This is a genomic window from Halomonas sp. H5 (assembly GCF_050613175.1).
Classification (GTDB): domain Bacteria; phylum Pseudomonadota; class Gammaproteobacteria; order Pseudomonadales; family Halomonadaceae; genus Bisbaumannia; species Bisbaumannia salifodinae.
On record NZ_CP192510.1, the window covers coordinates 1,362,100 to 1,377,701 of the forward strand.

Consider the following 15,602-nt stretch of genomic DNA (forward strand, 5'->3'; position numbering starts at 1 on the left):
TATTCCGGGCAGAATCCCGAGGAGCCTGGTGCCAGATGCCCAGCATCGATATCCGGCTCGATCTGTCCCCCGAGGCCTGCCTGGCATACTATCGAGGGCGTGCCGAGCAGGTCATTACCCTTAGCCTGGATGGGCGACGGGTGGCCTTCCCGGCGCTGGCGCTGCGGCGCATTGTCGGGCGCGATGGGGTGCATGGCCGCTTCCGGCTCCATTTCAGCGCCACGGGAAAGTTCGAGGATATCCAGCCGATCGGCCAAGGAGGCCCATGAGCGACGCCAGTCATGAGACCCATGATATCGCCGTCCAGGCCTGCACCATCGATGCCTTGACGGCCTTTCGCCGCCTGGCCGATAGCCTGGAGGCCCATGGCGACTTCTTCGATCGCCTGAGCCATTGCCTGGCCGAGATCCTCGCCGTCGATCACCTGCTGGTGGCGCGCACCGAGGCGGGGCGGGCCCACCCCCTGAGCTTCTGGTCCCGTGGCCGGCATCTCGATGCCGCGGCCTATCCCCTGGCCGGCACCCCCTGCGACGGAGTGGTGGGGTCGGCCCTATGTCACTTCTCCAACGGCGTGGTCGAGCGCTTCCCCGAGGATGTCATGCTGGCCGAGCTAGGGGTGCAGAGTTATATCGGCGTGCCCATGTTTTCCCCGGATGGGCACGCCCTGGGGCTGGTGGCGGCCCTGCACTCCCGGGGCATGCGGGCCTCGCCGCTGGTCGAGGAGCTGTTGCGTCTGGCGGCGGCCCGGGCTGGCGCCGAGCTGGCCCGGCAGACGGCGGAGCGGGGGCGGCGCATCACGACTCGGCGCCTGGAGACCCTGATGCGCCATCTGCCGGGCATGGTCTACCGCTGCCATGACGACCCCCACTGGACCATGGAGTATGTCAGCCAGGGCGCCGAGGCCATCACCGGCTATCCCCCCGAGGCCCTGCTGGGCGAGCATGCCCGGCGCTTCGCCGGCCTGATTCACCCCGATGACCGACCGTGGCTACTGCAGGCCACCCATCAGGCCCAGGCCAAGGCCCGCCCCTTCGCGGTGAATTATCGACTGATTACCGCCTCGGGGGAGGAGCGCTGGGTTCGCGAGCAGGGACAACAGGTGGTGGACGAAGCCAGCGGCGAGCCGATGATGGAGGGGGTGATCAGCGATATCACCGAGCACAAGCATCGCGAGCAGCGCCTGGAGGCGAGCAATCGGGCCCTGCGCCTGTTGAGTCGCTGCAATGCCGCCCTGGTGCATGCCACCCACGAGACACAGCTGCTCGGGGCGGTGTGTCGCCTGGCGGTGGAGGTGGGCGGCTATCGCTTCGCCTGGGTCGGCGAAGCGCGCAACGACGACGCCCGTTCCATTCGTCCCCTGGCCCATGCCGGCCTCGGCGCCGGCTACCTGGCCCAGCTCTCCTTGAGCTGGTCGGCGCAGGACCCCAGCGGCCACGGCCCGGCGGGGCGCGCCCTGCGCAGCGGCGAGCCCCAGGTGGTGCTGGATATCGACACGGATCCCGGTTTCGTCTGGCGCCGGGCGGCTCGGGAGCACGGTTACCACGGCGTCGTCGCCCTGCCGCTGAAGCGCGAGGGCCAGACCTTCGGCCTGCTGCTGCTCTACCAGGGGCGACCCCAGGCGATCAACGACGACGAGCTGCGCCTGCTCGGCGAGCTCGCCGATAACCTCGCCTTCGGCATTACCACCCTGCGCAACCGCCGCGAGCAGCAGCGCATCCAGCAGGCGGTGATGACCATCGCCGGGGCGGTCTCGGCGCGCAGCGGCGCCGAATGGCTCGATCAACTGGCGCGCCAGATGGCCCGGGCCATGGGCGGCCAACTGGGCTTTATCGCCCGGGTCGATAGTGATACCCCGGGCCGGGCCATGACCCTGGCGGCGGTGGTGGAGGGCGAGACCCTGGAGAACTTCTCCTACGGGCTGGCCGGCACCCCCTGCGAGCACGTCCTCAGCTGGGGCGAGTGCGTGGTGCATGACCATGCCGCCGAGCGCCTGCCGCCGGCCTCCCGGGAGGCCCTCGGTTGGGTGCGCGGCTATGCCGGGCGGCGCCTGGAGAGCCGCGACGGCGAGGTGATCGGCCTGCTGGGGGTGATGTTCGCCGAGCCCCTGGAGGAGACCGCCTTTATCACCAGCCTGCTGCAGATCTTCGCCTCCCGGGTCGCGGCGGAGCTGACCCGCCAGGCCGATGAGGCCAATATCCGCCGCCTGGCCTATGAAGATCCCGCCACCGGCCTGCCCAATCGCACCGCCTTTACCCAGCGCCTGGAGCAGGCCCTGGGTACGTCTCGCCACCACTCCCTGGCGCTGCTGTTCCTGGACCTCGATCGTTTCAAGGAGATCAACGATACCCAGGGCCATGACGTGGGCGACCGGGTGCTGGTGGCGGTGGCGGAGCGCTTCTCGGCGGTGCTGGAGGGGGACGAGTACCTGGCGCGACTGGGGGGCGACGAATTCGTGGTGATGGTCGATCCCGCCGAGCGTCCCGGTGCCTGTGCCACCGCCCGGCGCCTGCACCTGGCCCTGGAGGCGCCCATCGTCATCGGGCCTCAGGCCTTCGAGGTGGAGGTGAGTATCGGCATCGCCCTCTACCCGGAGCATGCCGACGGTGCCCGGGAGCTGCTCAAGCACACCGATATCGCCATGTACCACGCCAAGCAGCGTGGCGAGCGCTACTGTGTCTTCGAGTCGCACCTGGGGGCGCGGGTCGGGGAGCGGCTACGCATGGCGGCGCGCCTCGCCCGGGCCCTGGAGGCGGATGGGCTCAGCCTCTATTTCCAGCCCCAGGTGGACCTGACCAGTGGGCGACTGGTCGGCGCCGAGGCGCTGTGCCGCTGGTTCGACGAGGAGCTGGGCACGGTGAGCCCCGCCGAGTTCATCCCCCTGGCCGAGGAGCGCGGCCTGATCAACCGCCTGGGGGCCTGGGTGATCGATGCCGGCTGCCGCCAACTGGCCGAGTGGCGGGCCCGGGGGCTGAGCTTCTCCGGGCGCCTGGCGCTGAATGTCTCCTCGGCGCAGTTCGATGACGATCACCTGCCGACACTGCTGCTGGAGGCCCTGGCGAGGCATGGCGTGCCGGCCGAGCGGCTGGCGCTGGAGTTGACGGAAAGCGGCTTCATGAGCGATCCGGATCATGCCGTGGCCATGACCCGTCGGCTCAAGGAGGCGGGGCTGGCGCTGCATATCGACGACTTCGGCACCGGCTACTCCTCCCTGGCCTATCTCAAGCGCTTCGCCGCCGACAAGATCAAGATCGATATCTCCTTCGTGCGCGAGATGCTCAGCGACCCCAACGATAGCGCCATCGTTACCACCATCATCGCCATGGCCGACAGCCTGGGACTCTCGGCGCTGGCCGAGGGGGTCGAGACCCGGGCCCAGGCCGAGGCGCTGCTGGCCCTGGGTTGCCCCGAGGGGCAGGGCTATCTCTATGCGCCGCCGCTGCCGGCGGAGGCCTTCGCCCGCGACTGGCTGGCGCCCGGCAGCGAGTGAATTTCTCCTCAAGCCCGGGCGCTGACGGCCGATAGCCTCGTTATCCCTTATCGGGGCCCGGGCCACCGGGCCCTCCTGGCTGATCAATGAGGACACGGATGGCGCAGCACGAGACCGACTACCAAAGGGTGGACAACCCCCTGGAACTCCGCGACCTGCTCGAGACCCTGACCGAGCCCGGCGGCGCCTCATTGTGCCTGGAGGGAGAGGGCCAGGCGCCGCTGCCGGTGCTGGTGCTGGATGCCCGTCTGGATGAATCTCTGTTGCTGGATATCACCGCCATTCGCGAGATCCTCGGTCCCCTGCGCCGTGGTCAGCGCTTCCGGCTGGAGGGGCAGGTCCACGGCAAGCGGCTGCGCAGCCCCTGGCTGACCCTGGAGGAGTGCCACGAGGTGGAGGGGCGGCTGCAGTGTGGCTGCGCCTGCCCGGAGTGGCTCGAGGTGCTGCAGCGCCGCGCCAGCTACCGTGCCGAGCTGCGCCTGAGCATGGAAGTGGGGGTGATCCTGCGTGCCCTGCAGGGCGAGCTGGGTGGCGCCTCCAGCCTGCAGGGCGACCTGCGCGACCTCTCGGTGGAGGGCTGCCGGGTGGAGCTGCCGGCGATGGCCTCCGGCAGCCTGCCCCGGGCGCCGGAGCGCCTCGAGCTGGAGCTCTGCTTTCCCAACGGCCAGCGCCTTTCGCTGCTGGCCGAGGTGCGCCATGTCAAGCCCGAACCGGAGCGCTATCTGGTGCAGGTGGGCTTCCAGTTCGTCGATGCTTCCCCCGAGCAGGAACGCCTGTTGTGGTTCTATGTGCGCGAGATCGAGCGGGAGGCGGCGCGCCATGCCAGCGATGGCGATACCACCCGCACGCCGTCGTCGCTGTTCCAGCCCTCGGAGTCGGCACCGGCGGTGGGGCGGCGCCGCGCCGAGAGCTACCCCACCGCCATGGCGCGGCGCCTGGCACGCCTGGCCGCCTATCTGGATGCCCAGCTCCTCGACCTCCAGCAGGGCCATGGGCTGGATGGCATCGAGCTGTCGCGTAATGCCGATCGCCTGCTGAGGCTCCTGGACGAGGACCGTGAGGAGCTGCTCTTCGCCCTCAACTGCCTGGCCCATGAGGCCGCCCTGGTGCAGCACGGCCTGGCGGTGGCGGTGCGCCTGGTGGACCTGGTGGCCACCCAGCAACTGCCCCAGGGGCTGCGCAAGAGCCTGGCGGCGGCGGCCATGACCCACGACCTGGGCAAGGGCATGTTGCCCGCCGAGCTGCAACAGGCCCCGTCCCTCAGCGAGGCCCAGTATCGCCAGCTGCAGGGCCATGTGGCGCTGATGCTGGACCAGGCGGCCCCCTGTCATTGGCTGTCGCGCAGCGTGGTGGCGGCGGTGGTGGGCGGCATCAACGAGCGCCTCGACGGCAGCGGTTATCCCCAGGGCAAGCGCGGCCGTGACCTGCCGGAGCTGGCGCGCCTGGCGGCGGTGGTGGACGTGGTGGACGCCATGGGCCGCCCGCGGGTGGACCGGCCGGCCTGGAACGTCGAAGGCGTCTACCGCCACCTGCTGGCCCACCCGGAGCGCTTCGAGCAGCGCTGGGTCAAGCGCTATATCGCCCACTTCGGGCGTTTCCCGGTGGGCACCCTGGTGCGCTATGCCGGGGGCGAGCTGGCCTGGGTGCGGCGCCTGGATCGCCAGGGGCTGCCCAGCCTGGTCAATCGGGTCGAGGAGGCGCGCCGCCCCCCTGCCGGGCTCGGGGCGCTGTTGCATGATGGGCCGCTGAGCGCCCTGGGCGAGCCGGTGGAATCCCTGCCGCTGCCGTCGGCCTGAAAAGTGCGGGACGTCGCATGGTCCCGCTCAAGTCCCTCCCTGGCGGGGCCGATAAGGAAAATTAACGATAAAGATCGTGGCTTATCGCCCCCTGGGCCGAGAGGGCTGTCGGTCACAATAGGTAAGCAGAGAGTCATTGCCGGTATCCAGGGGAGATCGGCCGATCAACGAGGGAGCCAGATGATGAGTGCCAGACGCGGCGCAGCCGCCTATGCCAAGGGCCATGCCAAGGGAGCCGGTGCCTATGCCCGGGTCGGCGTCGAGAGCGGGGTGATGGCGGCCAGCCCCCATCAGTTGATCGTGATGCTGTTCGACGGCGCCCAGGCCGCGATTCGTGCCGCCCGGCTGCATCTCGAGCAGGGCAATACGGCGGGCAAGGGGCAGGCAATCTCCAAGGCCCTGGATATCGTCAACAATGGCCTGGCGGCGGCGCTGGACGAGGCGCAGGGGGGCGAAGTCGCCACCCAACTGGCCTCGCTCTATGATTATATTGCCCGGCTGCTGCTGCGGGCCAACATGCATAACGACGCCGGTGCCCTCGATGAGGCCGAGCGCCTGCTGGAGGATATCGGTTCGGCCTGGCGTGAGATCGGTCGCGCCGGCCAGGGGGGATAATCATGACACGGCACCCTGAGTCCGGCGCGGGCGAGGCCGAACGCTTGCTGGCCTGCTACGATGCCCTGCTGGAGCGCTCCACGCGGATGCTGGCCAAGGCCCGGGATGAGGCCTGGGAGGCCCTGATCGAGGAGGAGTCGCATTATGTGCTGGAAGTGGAGCGACTCGCCCGTGAGGACCAGGGGCAGGCCCTCGATACGGCCCAGCGCGAGCGCAAGGCCAGCCTGCTCGAGCAGATCCTCGAGCAGGACATGGAGGTGCGCCGACACCTGGTGGCGCGACGCGACGAACTGGGCGAGCTGATCGGCAACTCCCGCCGCAAGCGGGACCTGGAGCGTGCCTACCGTCATCCCGAAAGCGCCGTGATCGAGGCCTGGAAGCGCTTTCCCGAAGGCACCCCGTGAGCGGCATCACCCCCATCCTCGACACCCTCCTGCACCAGGTGCTGGGCAAGCGGGTGGATCATGCGCCGCCCCGGGACCTCAACGAGCCGGTGCGGCCCCTCAATGCCGCCGATGCCACCCGGGCCCTGCACAGCGACTCCCGGCTGGATGGGCGTCGCCCGCCGATTGCCGATCTGGCGCCGACGACGCAGCGTGGCGAGGGCCGTCCCGTGGCGCCCCAGGCGGCGCCGCCCGCCGCGGGCTCCTTCCAGACCCACTTCAGCCCCACCGCCCGTACCATCGCCGACCTCTTGATCAGGTTTCCGGCACCGCCCTCGGCGGTGCGTCCCCCGGCTCCCTTGGTGCCCGAGGGGCAGGCGCCTGGGGGAGAGGCCCTGGCCCAGCGCCTGGAGGGCAGCATCCGCCATAGCGGCCTCTTCCATGAATCCCACCTGGCACGCTGGTACCGCGGCGAGCTGCCCCGGGCCGCCCTGGCCCAGGAGCCCCAACAATGGCGAACCCTGAGCTTGCGCCCCACGGAGGCGCCTCCCCCCCTGGTCCCCTGGCGTCCCTCACCCACGGCGCCACCGAGCCCGGGGAGCGGCGCAGAGCGGGGCGCGACGACACCGACCGCCGCCTCGCCGCCTGCCGTGACTCCGCCCTTCCTCCCGCCCTCGGCCCCTCGCCTGGCCGGTGCCGAGCCCCAGGCCCTGAGCCAGGGGCGCACCCCCCTGGTTCCGGCCTCGCCATCCGCGGCGCCACCCGACCAGGCTCGGCCCGTGTCGCCCGGCGGCCAGGCGCCGCCTGTGGCCCAGGTCCAACAGGCCGCCGCCCAGGGTGAGGTCGCCGAGCCCGGCGAGGAGCGGCGAGAGCCGTTGGCCGTCCGCACCGGCGAGCCCGTCGCCGAGTCCCTCCAGGGGTTGTTGCGCCATCAGTTGGAGCTGCTGGTCAACCCGGTGGTCCGCTGGGAGGGGGACGTCTGGTCGGGGATCTTCATGGCCCTGATGATCCAGCTGCCGGCGGGGCACGAGGAACGGGCCCGTCAGGAAGCGGAGGGGGAGGAGGGGCGGGACGAGACCTGGGCCTCGGAGCTGACCCTGGTGCTGCCCGGACTGGGTGAACTCGCCGTTCGGCTGCACCTGGTGTCGCGGCGCCTCAATCTGACCCTCGACAGCGGCGATGCCGCGGTGGTGGGACGCCTCGAGGCCGGGCTGCCTCGGTTGGCCGAGCGCCTCGAGGCGCTCGGCTTCGAGACGCGCCTGGCGGCACGGCTCGTGCTGCCGGAGGAGCGCCCCGAGGAGAGTGACCGATGAGCGATACCCAGCAGCATCGGCGGCGCCGCCAGGCGGTGGCCCTGGCTTATCGCGACGGCGACGAGGCGCCCCGGGTGTTGGCCAAGGGCTACGGGGAACTGGCCGAGCGGATCATCGCCGCGGCCAGGGAGAGCGGCCTGCAGGTCCATGACTCGCCGGAACTGGTGGCCTTGCTGATGCAGCTCGACCTGGACGAGCGCATCCCGCCGGCCCTCTATCAGGTAATTGCGGAGTTATTGATCTGGGTCAGGGGCGTCGAGCGGGGCGAGGCCCGATAATCCCCTCCCTTCGGGTGAGATTGACCTCACTTTGTGTAGTTTTTTGTATACCGGATGCCCGTCGGGTGTCGCCGGTTACCGTCGACAGTGGCTTGTTTTTGCAAAGTTCTCGCCTGCAACCAGGACCCGCGCCGGGAGACGGTCAGAGCGACCGTTTATGGGCGTGGCTTGAAAAGCTGTCATAAAAATCTTACAACTCTGTACGATTATGCCTAATAAAAGGCATGCCGATCGTCACAAGCACAAACATAGCGATTGGCCATAAGAATCGGGGCGTCATCGACGCGACCCCGGAACACTTGGGTATGTAGGGAATCTGTCATAATGCAAATGGATAGTGTTCTGGATGACATCCAGGATCTGAATCTGTCGTATCTGTTGCTGGTGCAACGGCTACTCAGCGAGGATCGCGCCACGGCCATGTTCCGTCTTAAGATGGACGACGCCATGGCGGATCTGATCCTCTCCCTCTCCGGCAAGCAACTGGGTCGCCTGGCGCGCACCAACCAGTTGCTCTGTCGCCTCAATTTCGACAACGTCACCCAACTGGAGCGGCTCACCAGCAATCCCCGCGACCAGGGGCTGGGCTCTTCCCATGCGGCCCTGCTGATGTCGGCCATCGGGGCCGGCGCCGCCTCCATCGACGCGAGGGGGTGAGCCGTGACTGACAAGAGTCTGGTCAAGGAGATGCACCAGGTGCAGCTCGCCATCGAGCTGATCGAACTGGGGGCCCGCCTGCAGGTACTGGAGACCGAGACCGAGCTGAGTCGCAGCCGACTCGTCAAGCTCTACAAGGAGGTGCGCGGCATGTCGCCTCCCAAGGGGATGCTGCCGTTCTCCACCGACTGGTTTATCACCTGGCTGCCGAACATCCATTCGTCCCTGTTCTACAACTTCTATCTGCGGCTCACCGAGGACCATGGCTGTGCCCGCATGGAGGGCTTCGTCAAGGCTTTCCGGCTCTACCTGGAGCAGGTGGCCTTCGATGGCGGCGAGCCGGTGCTGGGGCTGACCCGGGCCTGGACCCTGGTGCGTTTCTTCGAGAGCGAGATGCTCGAGCTCACCGAGTGCACCTGCTGTGGCGGGCGTTTCGTGACCCATGCCCATACCCCGGGGCAGGGCTATGTGTGTGGCATCTGCCAGCCCCCCTCCCGGGCCGGCAAGACCAAGAAGAGCAAGCGTCAGGAGGCCCCGGCGCAAGGCCTGCCCGAGGCCCGCGTGGCGAGTCGTTAGGGCTCTCTTCTCGGTGTGATCGAGGCCCCGCCCCGGTGTTCCGGCGGCGGGGCCTCGTGCATCCTGGCGAGATTTTTTCGTGGGTCGCCTCAAGTCGCCTGCGCGGATGCCGATAACCCGGTTGATGCCATCCATGCAGTAGCGAAGGACCCTGGCCGTGCTGATACCCATTGGATTCCTGATCGTGACCCTCTCCGTCTTCGGCGGCTTCGTGCTGGCCGGCGGCAACCTGGGCCCCCTCTACCAGCCCACCGAGATCCTGATGATCTGCGGGGCCGCCGTGGGCGCCTTTATCGCCGCCAACAACGGCAAGGCGATCATGGCGACCCTGCGTACCGCCTCCAAGCTCAAGCGCACCACGCGCTATGACAAGGAGGCCTACATGGAGCTGATGGCCCTGCAGTACAAGCTGCTGACCAAGATGCGCCGGGAAGGCATGCTGGGCATCGAGCGCGACATCGATAATCCCGAGGAGAGCGCCCTGTTCAATGAGCATCCGCGCATCCTCAAGGATTCCCTGATCATGGGCTTCCTCACCGACTACCTGCGTCTGATGGTCAGCGGCAGCATGGATCCCCTGGAGCTGGACGAGCTGATGCTCCACGAGATCGAGGCCTTCGAACACGAGGCGAATGTCCCCGCCGATGCCCTGGCCAAGGTGGGTGATGCCCTGCCGGCCTTCGGTATCGTGGCGGCGGTGATGGGGGTGGTAAAGGCCCTGAGCTCCGCCGATGCCGGCGCCGAGGAGATGGGCGTCATGATCGCTCACGCCCTGGTGGGCACCTTCCTCGGCATCCTGCTGGCCTACGGCTTCGTCAATCCGCTGGCCCACCGCATCGAGCGCCAGGTGGCAGAGGGCGTCAAGATGCTGCAATGCGTGCGAGTGACCCTGCTGGCCAGCCTCAACGGTTGTGCCCCCCAGGTGGCGGTGGAGTTTGGCCGCAAGGCGCTGCATAGCGCCGAGCGTCCCAGCTTCATCGAGCTGGAGGAGCATGTGCGCGCGGCCAAGGGTGGCGCATGAGCGAGCAGCGCCGCCCCATCATCATTCGCCGCAAGAAGGTGGTGCGTAGCCACCATGGCGGCGCCTGGAAGATCGCCCTGGCCGACTTCATGACCGCCCTGATGGCGCTCTTCCTGGTGTTGTGGATCCTCTCCTCATCGAGTCGCGAGGAGCTCGAGGCGGTGGCCGAATACTTTCGCACGCCGCTGACCACCGCCATCGCCGGCGGTGACCGCACTACCTCCAGCGATAGCGCCATCCCCGGTGGCGGCCCCGATCCGGCCCATGCCGAAGGCGAGCGGGCGCGGATCGAGCTGCGCGACCAGAGCCGCCCGACGGTGGAGCCGGAGCGCCTGCGCCAGCGCGCCGAGGAGCGGCGTCGCCTGCGCGAGCTGCAACGGCGCATCGAGGCGGCGATCCAGGCCCATCCGGAGCTGCGCCTGCTGCGCGACCAGATGCACCTGGACCTGACCCAGGAGGGGCTGCGCATCCAGTTGGTGGATTCCGAGCGGCGCCCCATGTTCGAGCTGGGCAGCGACCGGGTGGCGCCCTATATGCGCGAGCTGCTGCGCACCATCGCGCCGCTGCTCAACGAACTGCCCAATCGCCTCAGCATCAGCGGCCACACCGACAGCGTGCCCTATGCCGGCGGTTATCGCGGCTACAGCAACTGGGAACTCTCCGGCGACCGGGCCAATGCCTCCCGACGCGAGCTGGTGGCCGGTGGCCTGGAGGCGGATCGCCTGCTGCGGGTCGCCGGCCTGGCCGACCGGGTGCCCATGGAGGACACCGAGCCCGACGATGCCATGAACCGGCGCATCAGCCTGGTGGTGCTGGACGAATGGAGCGCCGAGCAGATCCTCTCCCAGGGGCAGGTCGCCGACACCGGCGAGGCGGCGACGAGGGCGTCGGGCGACGCGCCCTGAGCGTCACCTGACAGTCGAATCACAAGGCGGGGACTAGCATGGATTTCAGTGATTTCTACGAAACGTTCTTCGAAGAGGCGGAGGAGCTGCTGGCGGACATGGAGCGCCACCTCCTCGAGCTGGATCTCGAGGCGCCCGACCCCGAGCAGCTCAATGCGATCTTCCGGGCGGCTCACTCCATCAAGGGCGGGGCCGGTACCTTCGGCTTCGACGTGCTCCAGCAGACCACGCACCTGTTCGAGAACCTGCTCGATCATACCCGGCGCGGCGAGCTGACCCTGCGTCGCGATATCGTCGATACCTTTCTGGAAACCAAGGATATGTTGAACGATCAGCTGGACGCCTATCGCCAGGGCGCCGAGCCCGACCCGGAGGCCTTCGAGCGCATCTGCAAGGTGCTGCAGCAGATCGCCCTGGACGAGATGGGTCAGGACCTGGAGGGTGGCGCGCCGGCCGGCGGGGCCGCGGCGACACCGGGCTCCGAGCCGCAAGCCGAGCCCGCGGCGGCCCCCGAACCGGACCCCGAGCCGGACCCCGAGCCGGCGCCCCGGGCCGCTGCCGAGGGCGCCAACCTGGTGGTGGCCCTGCTCGAGGTGGGCGACAAGGATCGCGAACTGCTGATCGAGGAACTGGGCCACCTGGGCGAGATCAAGGGCCGGGACGGCGATAGCGCGCGCTATGAGGTGAGCCTGGCCACCGCCAGCGATCGCGACGAGATCGAGGCGGTGATGTGCTTTATCGTCGAGCCGGAGCAACTGGAGATCCGCGCGGTGGGGGCCTCCGATGGCCAGCCCGAGCCGGCACCGGCCCCTCAGGCAGAGACGCCGCAGCCCGAGGCACTCCAGGTCGAGAGTCCGCCCGCGGCGGCCGCCGAGTCCCCCGCCAAGCCCGTGGCCAAGGCGCCGGGCAAGTCACCCGCGAAGGCCGCCGCCAAGGGCGGCGAGTCCACCTCGATCCGCGTGCCGGTCAACAAGGTGGACCAGATCATCAACCTGGTGGGCGAGCTGATCATCACCCAGTCGATGCTCGACCAGACCGTCAGCGAGCTGGATAACGTCGCCAATAGCGCCCTGGTCAACGGCATGAGCCTGTTGCAGCGCAATGCCCGGGATCTCCAGGAGGCGGTGATGTCGATCCGCATGGTGCCCATGGACTATGTGTTCAGCCGCTTCCCGCGGCTGGTCCGCGACCTGGCCAAGAAGCTCGACAAGGACGTGGAGCTGGTCACCGAGGGCGAGTCCACCGAGCTCGACAAGAGCCTCACCGAGCGCATCATCGATCCCCTGACCCACCTGGTGCGCAACAGCCTCGATCACGGCATCGAGTCCCCCGAGGCCCGCGAGGCCGCCGGCAAGCCGCCGACCGGTCGCCTGACCCTCTCCGCCCAGCACCAGGGCGGCAATATCCTCATCGAGGTGATCGACGACGGCGCCGGCCTCAACCGCGACAAGCTGCTGGCCAAGGCCCGCGAGAACGGCCTCTCGGTCTCCGACGCCATGAGCGACGACGAGGTCTGGCAGCTGATCTTCGCCCCGGGCTTCTCCACCGCCAAGGAGGTCAGCGATGTCTCCGGCCGCGGCGTCGGCATGGACGTGGTCAAGCGCAACATCCAGGAAATGGGCGGCCATGTGGAGATCCTCTCGCGGCCGGGGCAGGGCACCACCACCCGTATCGTGCTGCCGCTGACCCTGGCGATCCTCGATGGCATGTCCATCAAGGTCGGCGAGGAGGTCTTTATCCTGCCGCTGTCGGCGGTACTGGAGTCGCTGCAGCCGCGCCAGGAGGACCTCTACGCCATGGCCGGCGACGATGTGGTGCTCAAGGTACGCGACGAATACCTGCCGGTGGTGGCGGTGCACCAGGCCCTGGACGTGAGCGGCGCCTGCACCGAGCCGACCCGCTGCATCGCGGTGATCGTCCAGGGCGAGGGGCGCCGCTATGCCCTGCTGGTGGATGACCTGCTCGGCCAGCAGCAGGTGGTGGTCAAGAACCTGGAGACCAATTACCGCAAGGTGCCCGGCGTCTCCGCCGCCACCATCCTCGGCGACGGCAGCGTCGCCCTGATTCTCGATATCGCCGGCCTGCATCGCCTCAATCAGGGCAAGCAGCAGGCCGCCCATGACCAGCGTCGGCAAGCGCCGACCCCCTACCTGCCCCAGCCCGAGAAGGAGGTTGAGCCCTCATGAGCGAGATGAATGTGGCCAGTGTGGCCGCCGTGGACGCCGATAGCCGTGAATTCCTGGTCTTCTCCCTGGGAGAGGAGGAGTACGCCATCGATATCCTCAAGGTGCAGGAGATCCGTGGCTACGAGAACGTCACCCGCATCGCCAACGCCCCCGACTTCATCAAGGGCGTCACCAACCTGCGCGGGGTGATCGTGCCGATCGTCGACCTGCGCATCAAGTTCCACCTGGACAAGGTGGAGTACGGCGGCCAGACGGTGGTGATCGTGGTCAATGTCGGCCCGCGGGTGGTGGGCATCGTGGTGGATGGCGTCTCCGACGTCATGACCCTGACCCCGGAGCAGATCAAGCCGGCCCCGGAGTTCGGCGTGACCCTCTCCTCCGACTACCTGAGCGGCCTGGGTAGCCTGGAGGACCGCATGCTGGTGCTGGTGGATATCGACAAGCTGCTGACCAGCGAGGAGATGGCGCTGGTGGAGAGCGTCGGCGAATAGCGGGGAAGGGTCGGGCCAGGAGCCCGGCCGCAAGACGCCGCAGAGCGTCGGGTAAACAACAACAACGACCCTGATTCGCGCCGCGGCTGGCCGCGGCGAAACGCTCAAGAATCCCCGCCGCTGGCGGGGTCAGGTAACGCAAGGGGTAGTCGTGAAGCTTCTCGATAATATGACCGTGAGGGTCAGCTGGACCCTGGTACTTGTCACCTTCAGTGCCCTGCTGCTGCTGCTCAGCGGCCTGGGCCTCTATGCCGTCAATCACAGCCAGCGCGAGCTGGCGGCCTTCAGCGCCGTCAACGTGGATCAGCAGGCCACCCTCAACCGCGCCAACTCGATGATGCTGGCCACCCGCATCGCCATGGAGAACACCCAGGCGCGCCTCCGCGAGGCGGACGGTGGCGCCGAGCGTCGCCAGGCGCAACAGGCGGCCGCCGAGCTGGGCGAGCGCCTGGACACCATCGAAGGCGTCTTCGCGGAGTTCCAGGCCCTGCCCGCCCAGCCGGAGAACGAGGCGCTGATTCCGCCCATCGGCGCCAGCGTCGAGGCGCTCTTCGCCCAGGCCCTCTATCCCCAGCAGCGGGCCCTGGCCGAGGGCGATGTCGAGCGCTTCCAGGCCCTGCGCGAGACCGCCGATCGCCTCAACGCCAAGTTCTATGCCGATGCGGTGAATTTCTTCCACACCGTGGAGGCCGAGGGCACCCAGCGCTACGAGAACTTCTTCAGCGTCGCCAATGCGGTCAAGCTGGCCATCATCCTGGTGCTGCTGGTGGCTGCTGCCATCGTGGTGGGGGTGTTGTGGGGCGTCACCGTCAACGTGATCCGTCCCCTGGGCCGGGCCGTCGACCACTGCGAGCGCATCGCCGAGGGCGATCTCTCCGCGGCCATCGAGCGCCGCGGTAACAACGAGATCGGTCGCCTCTATGGTGCCCTGGCGCAGATGCAGGACGGCCTGTCGCGCACCGTGAGCCGGGTTCGCCAGGGCAGTCAGTCGATCTATGGCGGCACCCAGGAGATCGCCAGCGGCAACCAGGACCTCTCGGCGCGCACCGAGCAGCAGTCCGCCTCCCTGGCGGAGACCGCCTCGAGTATGGAAGAGCTCACCTCCACCGTGGAGCAGAACGCCGACAATGCCCGCCAGGCCAGTCGACTGGCCGAGGAGGCCTCCCAGACCGCCGGCCATGGCGGCGAGGTGGTGGGCCAGGTGGTGGAGACCATGCGCGAGATCAGCGACAGCTCGCGGCAGGTCACCGAGATCATCGGCCTGATCGACTCTATCGCCTTCCAGACCAATATCCTGGCGCTGAACGCCTCGGTGGAGGCGGCCCGGGCCGGCGAGCAGGGCCGCGGCTTCGCGGTGGTGGCCGGCGAGGTACGCAACCTGGCCAGCCGCAGCGGCGAGGCGGCCCGCCAGATCCGCGAGCTGATCGATGCCTCGGTGGCCAAGGTGGATGCCGGCTCCTCGCTGGTCGATCGCGCCGGCCAGACCATGGGCGAGATCGTCCAGGCGGTGCAGAAGGTCAGCGACATCATGGACGAGATCGCCTCGGCCTCCCAGGAGCAGAGTCACGGCATCCTCCAGGTCAACCAGGCGGTGACCCAGATGGATCAGGTGACCCAGCAGAACGCCACCCTGGTGCAGCAGGCCGCCTCCGCGGCGGGGGCCCTGGAGGAAGAGGCGGCGCGGCTGCGCGAGGCGGTCTCCCAGTTCCGCATCAACGAGACGGGTAGCGACGACGACCTGGCCCGCTGGCTGCCCGACCTGGGGGGCCAGAAGCGCCCGGCGACGAGCGCGCCGGCCGCCAGGCCGCCGGTGGCCAGCACCGCGAGCCACCCAGAAGACGACTGGGAAAGTTTTTAATCAATAAAAAATAAACGACCCGGTGCCCCGCAGGGG

The 15,602-nt window shown here is 68.5% G+C and carries 14 protein-coding genes; all 14 read left to right on the forward strand.

Going from position 1 to position 15,602, the window contains the following annotated elements; all coding sequences use genetic code 11:
* Positions 1-35 precede the first annotated feature (35 nt).
* A complete protein-coding gene (locus tag ACQ1W9_RS06250) occupies positions 36-269 on the forward strand; it encodes a DUF2835 domain-containing protein (RefSeq protein ID WP_431025826.1) in 234 nt (77 codons plus the stop codon).
* Positions 266-3,487 carry an EAL domain-containing protein gene (locus ACQ1W9_RS06255; protein WP_431025827.1) on the forward strand — a complete coding sequence of 1,074 codons (3,222 nt, stop codon included), beginning with the start codon at positions 266-268 and terminating at the stop codon, positions 3,485-3,487. Before ACQ1W9_RS06250 ends, ACQ1W9_RS06255 begins: the two co-directional genes overlap by 4 nt.
* A gap of 98 nt (positions 3,488-3,585) precedes the next feature.
* Positions 3,586-5,283 (forward strand): HD domain-containing phosphohydrolase, encoded by a 1,698-nt coding sequence (locus ACQ1W9_RS06260; RefSeq protein ID WP_431025828.1) that lies wholly within the window; start codon positions 3,586-3,588, stop codon positions 5,281-5,283.
* A gap of 183 nt (positions 5,284-5,466) precedes the next feature.
* Positions 5,467-5,898: a flagellar export chaperone FliS gene (gene fliS, locus ACQ1W9_RS06265; protein ID WP_431026415.1), complete on the forward strand. Its 432-nt coding sequence runs from the start codon at positions 5,467-5,469 to the stop codon at positions 5,896-5,898.
* A gap of 2 nt (positions 5,899-5,900) precedes the next feature.
* Positions 5,901-6,302, forward strand: a complete 402-nt coding sequence (gene fliT / locus ACQ1W9_RS06270) for a flagellar protein FliT (protein ID WP_431025829.1) — start codon at positions 5,901-5,903, stop codon at positions 6,300-6,302.
* Positions 6,299-7,594, forward strand: coding sequence for a flagellar hook-length control protein FliK (locus tag ACQ1W9_RS06275; protein WP_431025830.1), 1,296 nt, complete (start codon positions 6,299-6,301; stop codon positions 7,592-7,594). The genes fliT and ACQ1W9_RS06275 overlap by 4 nt, the downstream gene beginning before the upstream one ends.
* Entirely contained in the window at positions 7,591-7,872 is a 282-nt protein-coding gene (locus ACQ1W9_RS06280) for an EscU/YscU/HrcU family type III secretion system export apparatus switch protein (protein ID WP_431025831.1), read from the forward strand. The genes ACQ1W9_RS06275 and ACQ1W9_RS06280 overlap by 4 nt, the downstream gene beginning before the upstream one ends.
* Positions 7,873-8,202: 330 nt before the next feature.
* Complete coding sequence (gene flhD / locus ACQ1W9_RS06285; RefSeq protein ID WP_431025832.1) at positions 8,203-8,529, forward strand: flagellar transcriptional regulator FlhD; 327 nt, start codon at positions 8,203-8,205, stop codon at positions 8,527-8,529.
* Between the two features lie 3 nt (positions 8,530-8,532).
* Positions 8,533-9,105, forward strand: coding sequence for a flagellar transcriptional regulator FlhC (flhC, locus tag ACQ1W9_RS06290; protein ID WP_346063353.1), 573 nt, complete (start codon positions 8,533-8,535; stop codon positions 9,103-9,105).
* 157 nt (positions 9,106-9,262) lie between these two features.
* Entirely contained in the window at positions 9,263-10,126 is an 864-nt protein-coding gene (gene motA, locus ACQ1W9_RS06295; protein ID WP_431025833.1) for a flagellar motor stator protein MotA, read from the forward strand.
* Entirely contained in the window at positions 10,123-11,031 is a 909-nt protein-coding gene (motB, locus tag ACQ1W9_RS06300; protein ID WP_431025834.1) for a flagellar motor protein MotB, read from the forward strand. The genes motA and motB overlap by 4 nt, the downstream gene beginning before the upstream one ends.
* 38 nt (positions 11,032-11,069) lie before the next feature.
* Positions 11,070-13,217, forward strand: a complete 2,148-nt coding sequence (gene cheA / locus ACQ1W9_RS06305) for a chemotaxis protein CheA (protein ID WP_431025835.1) — start codon at positions 11,070-11,072, stop codon at positions 13,215-13,217.
* A complete protein-coding gene (cheW, locus tag ACQ1W9_RS06310) occupies positions 13,214-13,708 on the forward strand; it encodes a chemotaxis protein CheW (protein WP_346063357.1) in 495 nt (164 codons plus the stop codon). The genes cheA and cheW overlap by 4 nt, the downstream gene beginning before the upstream one ends.
* A 151-nt stretch (positions 13,709-13,859) precedes the next feature.
* Positions 13,860-15,566 carry a methyl-accepting chemotaxis protein gene (locus ACQ1W9_RS06315; protein WP_431025836.1) on the forward strand — a complete coding sequence of 569 codons (1,707 nt, stop codon included), beginning with the start codon at positions 13,860-13,862 and terminating at the stop codon, positions 15,564-15,566.
* Positions 15,567-15,602: the final 36 nt, after the last annotated feature.

Excerpts from the sequence above, each read along its gene's own strand:
- ACQ1W9_RS06250 (WP_431025826.1), top strand. The coding sequence starts at position 36 with ATGCCCAGCATCGATATCCGGCTCGATCTGTCCCCCGAGGCCTGCCTG.
- ACQ1W9_RS06255 (WP_431025827.1), top strand. The coding sequence starts at position 266 with ATGAGCGACGCCAGTCATGAGACCCATGATATCGCCGTCCAGGCCTGC.
- ACQ1W9_RS06260 (WP_431025828.1), top strand. The coding sequence starts at position 3,586 with ATGGCGCAGCACGAGACCGACTACCAAAGGGTGGACAACCCCCTGGAA.
- fliS (WP_431026415.1), top strand. The coding sequence starts at position 5,467 with ATGAGTGCCAGACGCGGCGCAGCCGCCTATGCCAAGGGCCATGCCAAG.
- fliT (WP_431025829.1), top strand. The coding sequence starts at position 5,901 with ATGACACGGCACCCTGAGTCCGGCGCGGGCGAGGCCGAACGCTTGCTG.
- ACQ1W9_RS06280 (WP_431025831.1), top strand. The coding sequence starts at position 7,591 with ATGAGCGATACCCAGCAGCATCGGCGGCGCCGCCAGGCGGTGGCCCTG.
- flhD (WP_431025832.1), top strand. The coding sequence starts at position 8,203 with ATGGATAGTGTTCTGGATGACATCCAGGATCTGAATCTGTCGTATCTG.
- motB (WP_431025834.1), top strand. The coding sequence starts at position 10,123 with ATGAGCGAGCAGCGCCGCCCCATCATCATTCGCCGCAAGAAGGTGGTG.
- cheA (WP_431025835.1), top strand. The coding sequence starts at position 11,070 with ATGGATTTCAGTGATTTCTACGAAACGTTCTTCGAAGAGGCGGAGGAG.
- cheW (WP_346063357.1), top strand. The coding sequence starts at position 13,214 with ATGAGCGAGATGAATGTGGCCAGTGTGGCCGCCGTGGACGCCGATAGC.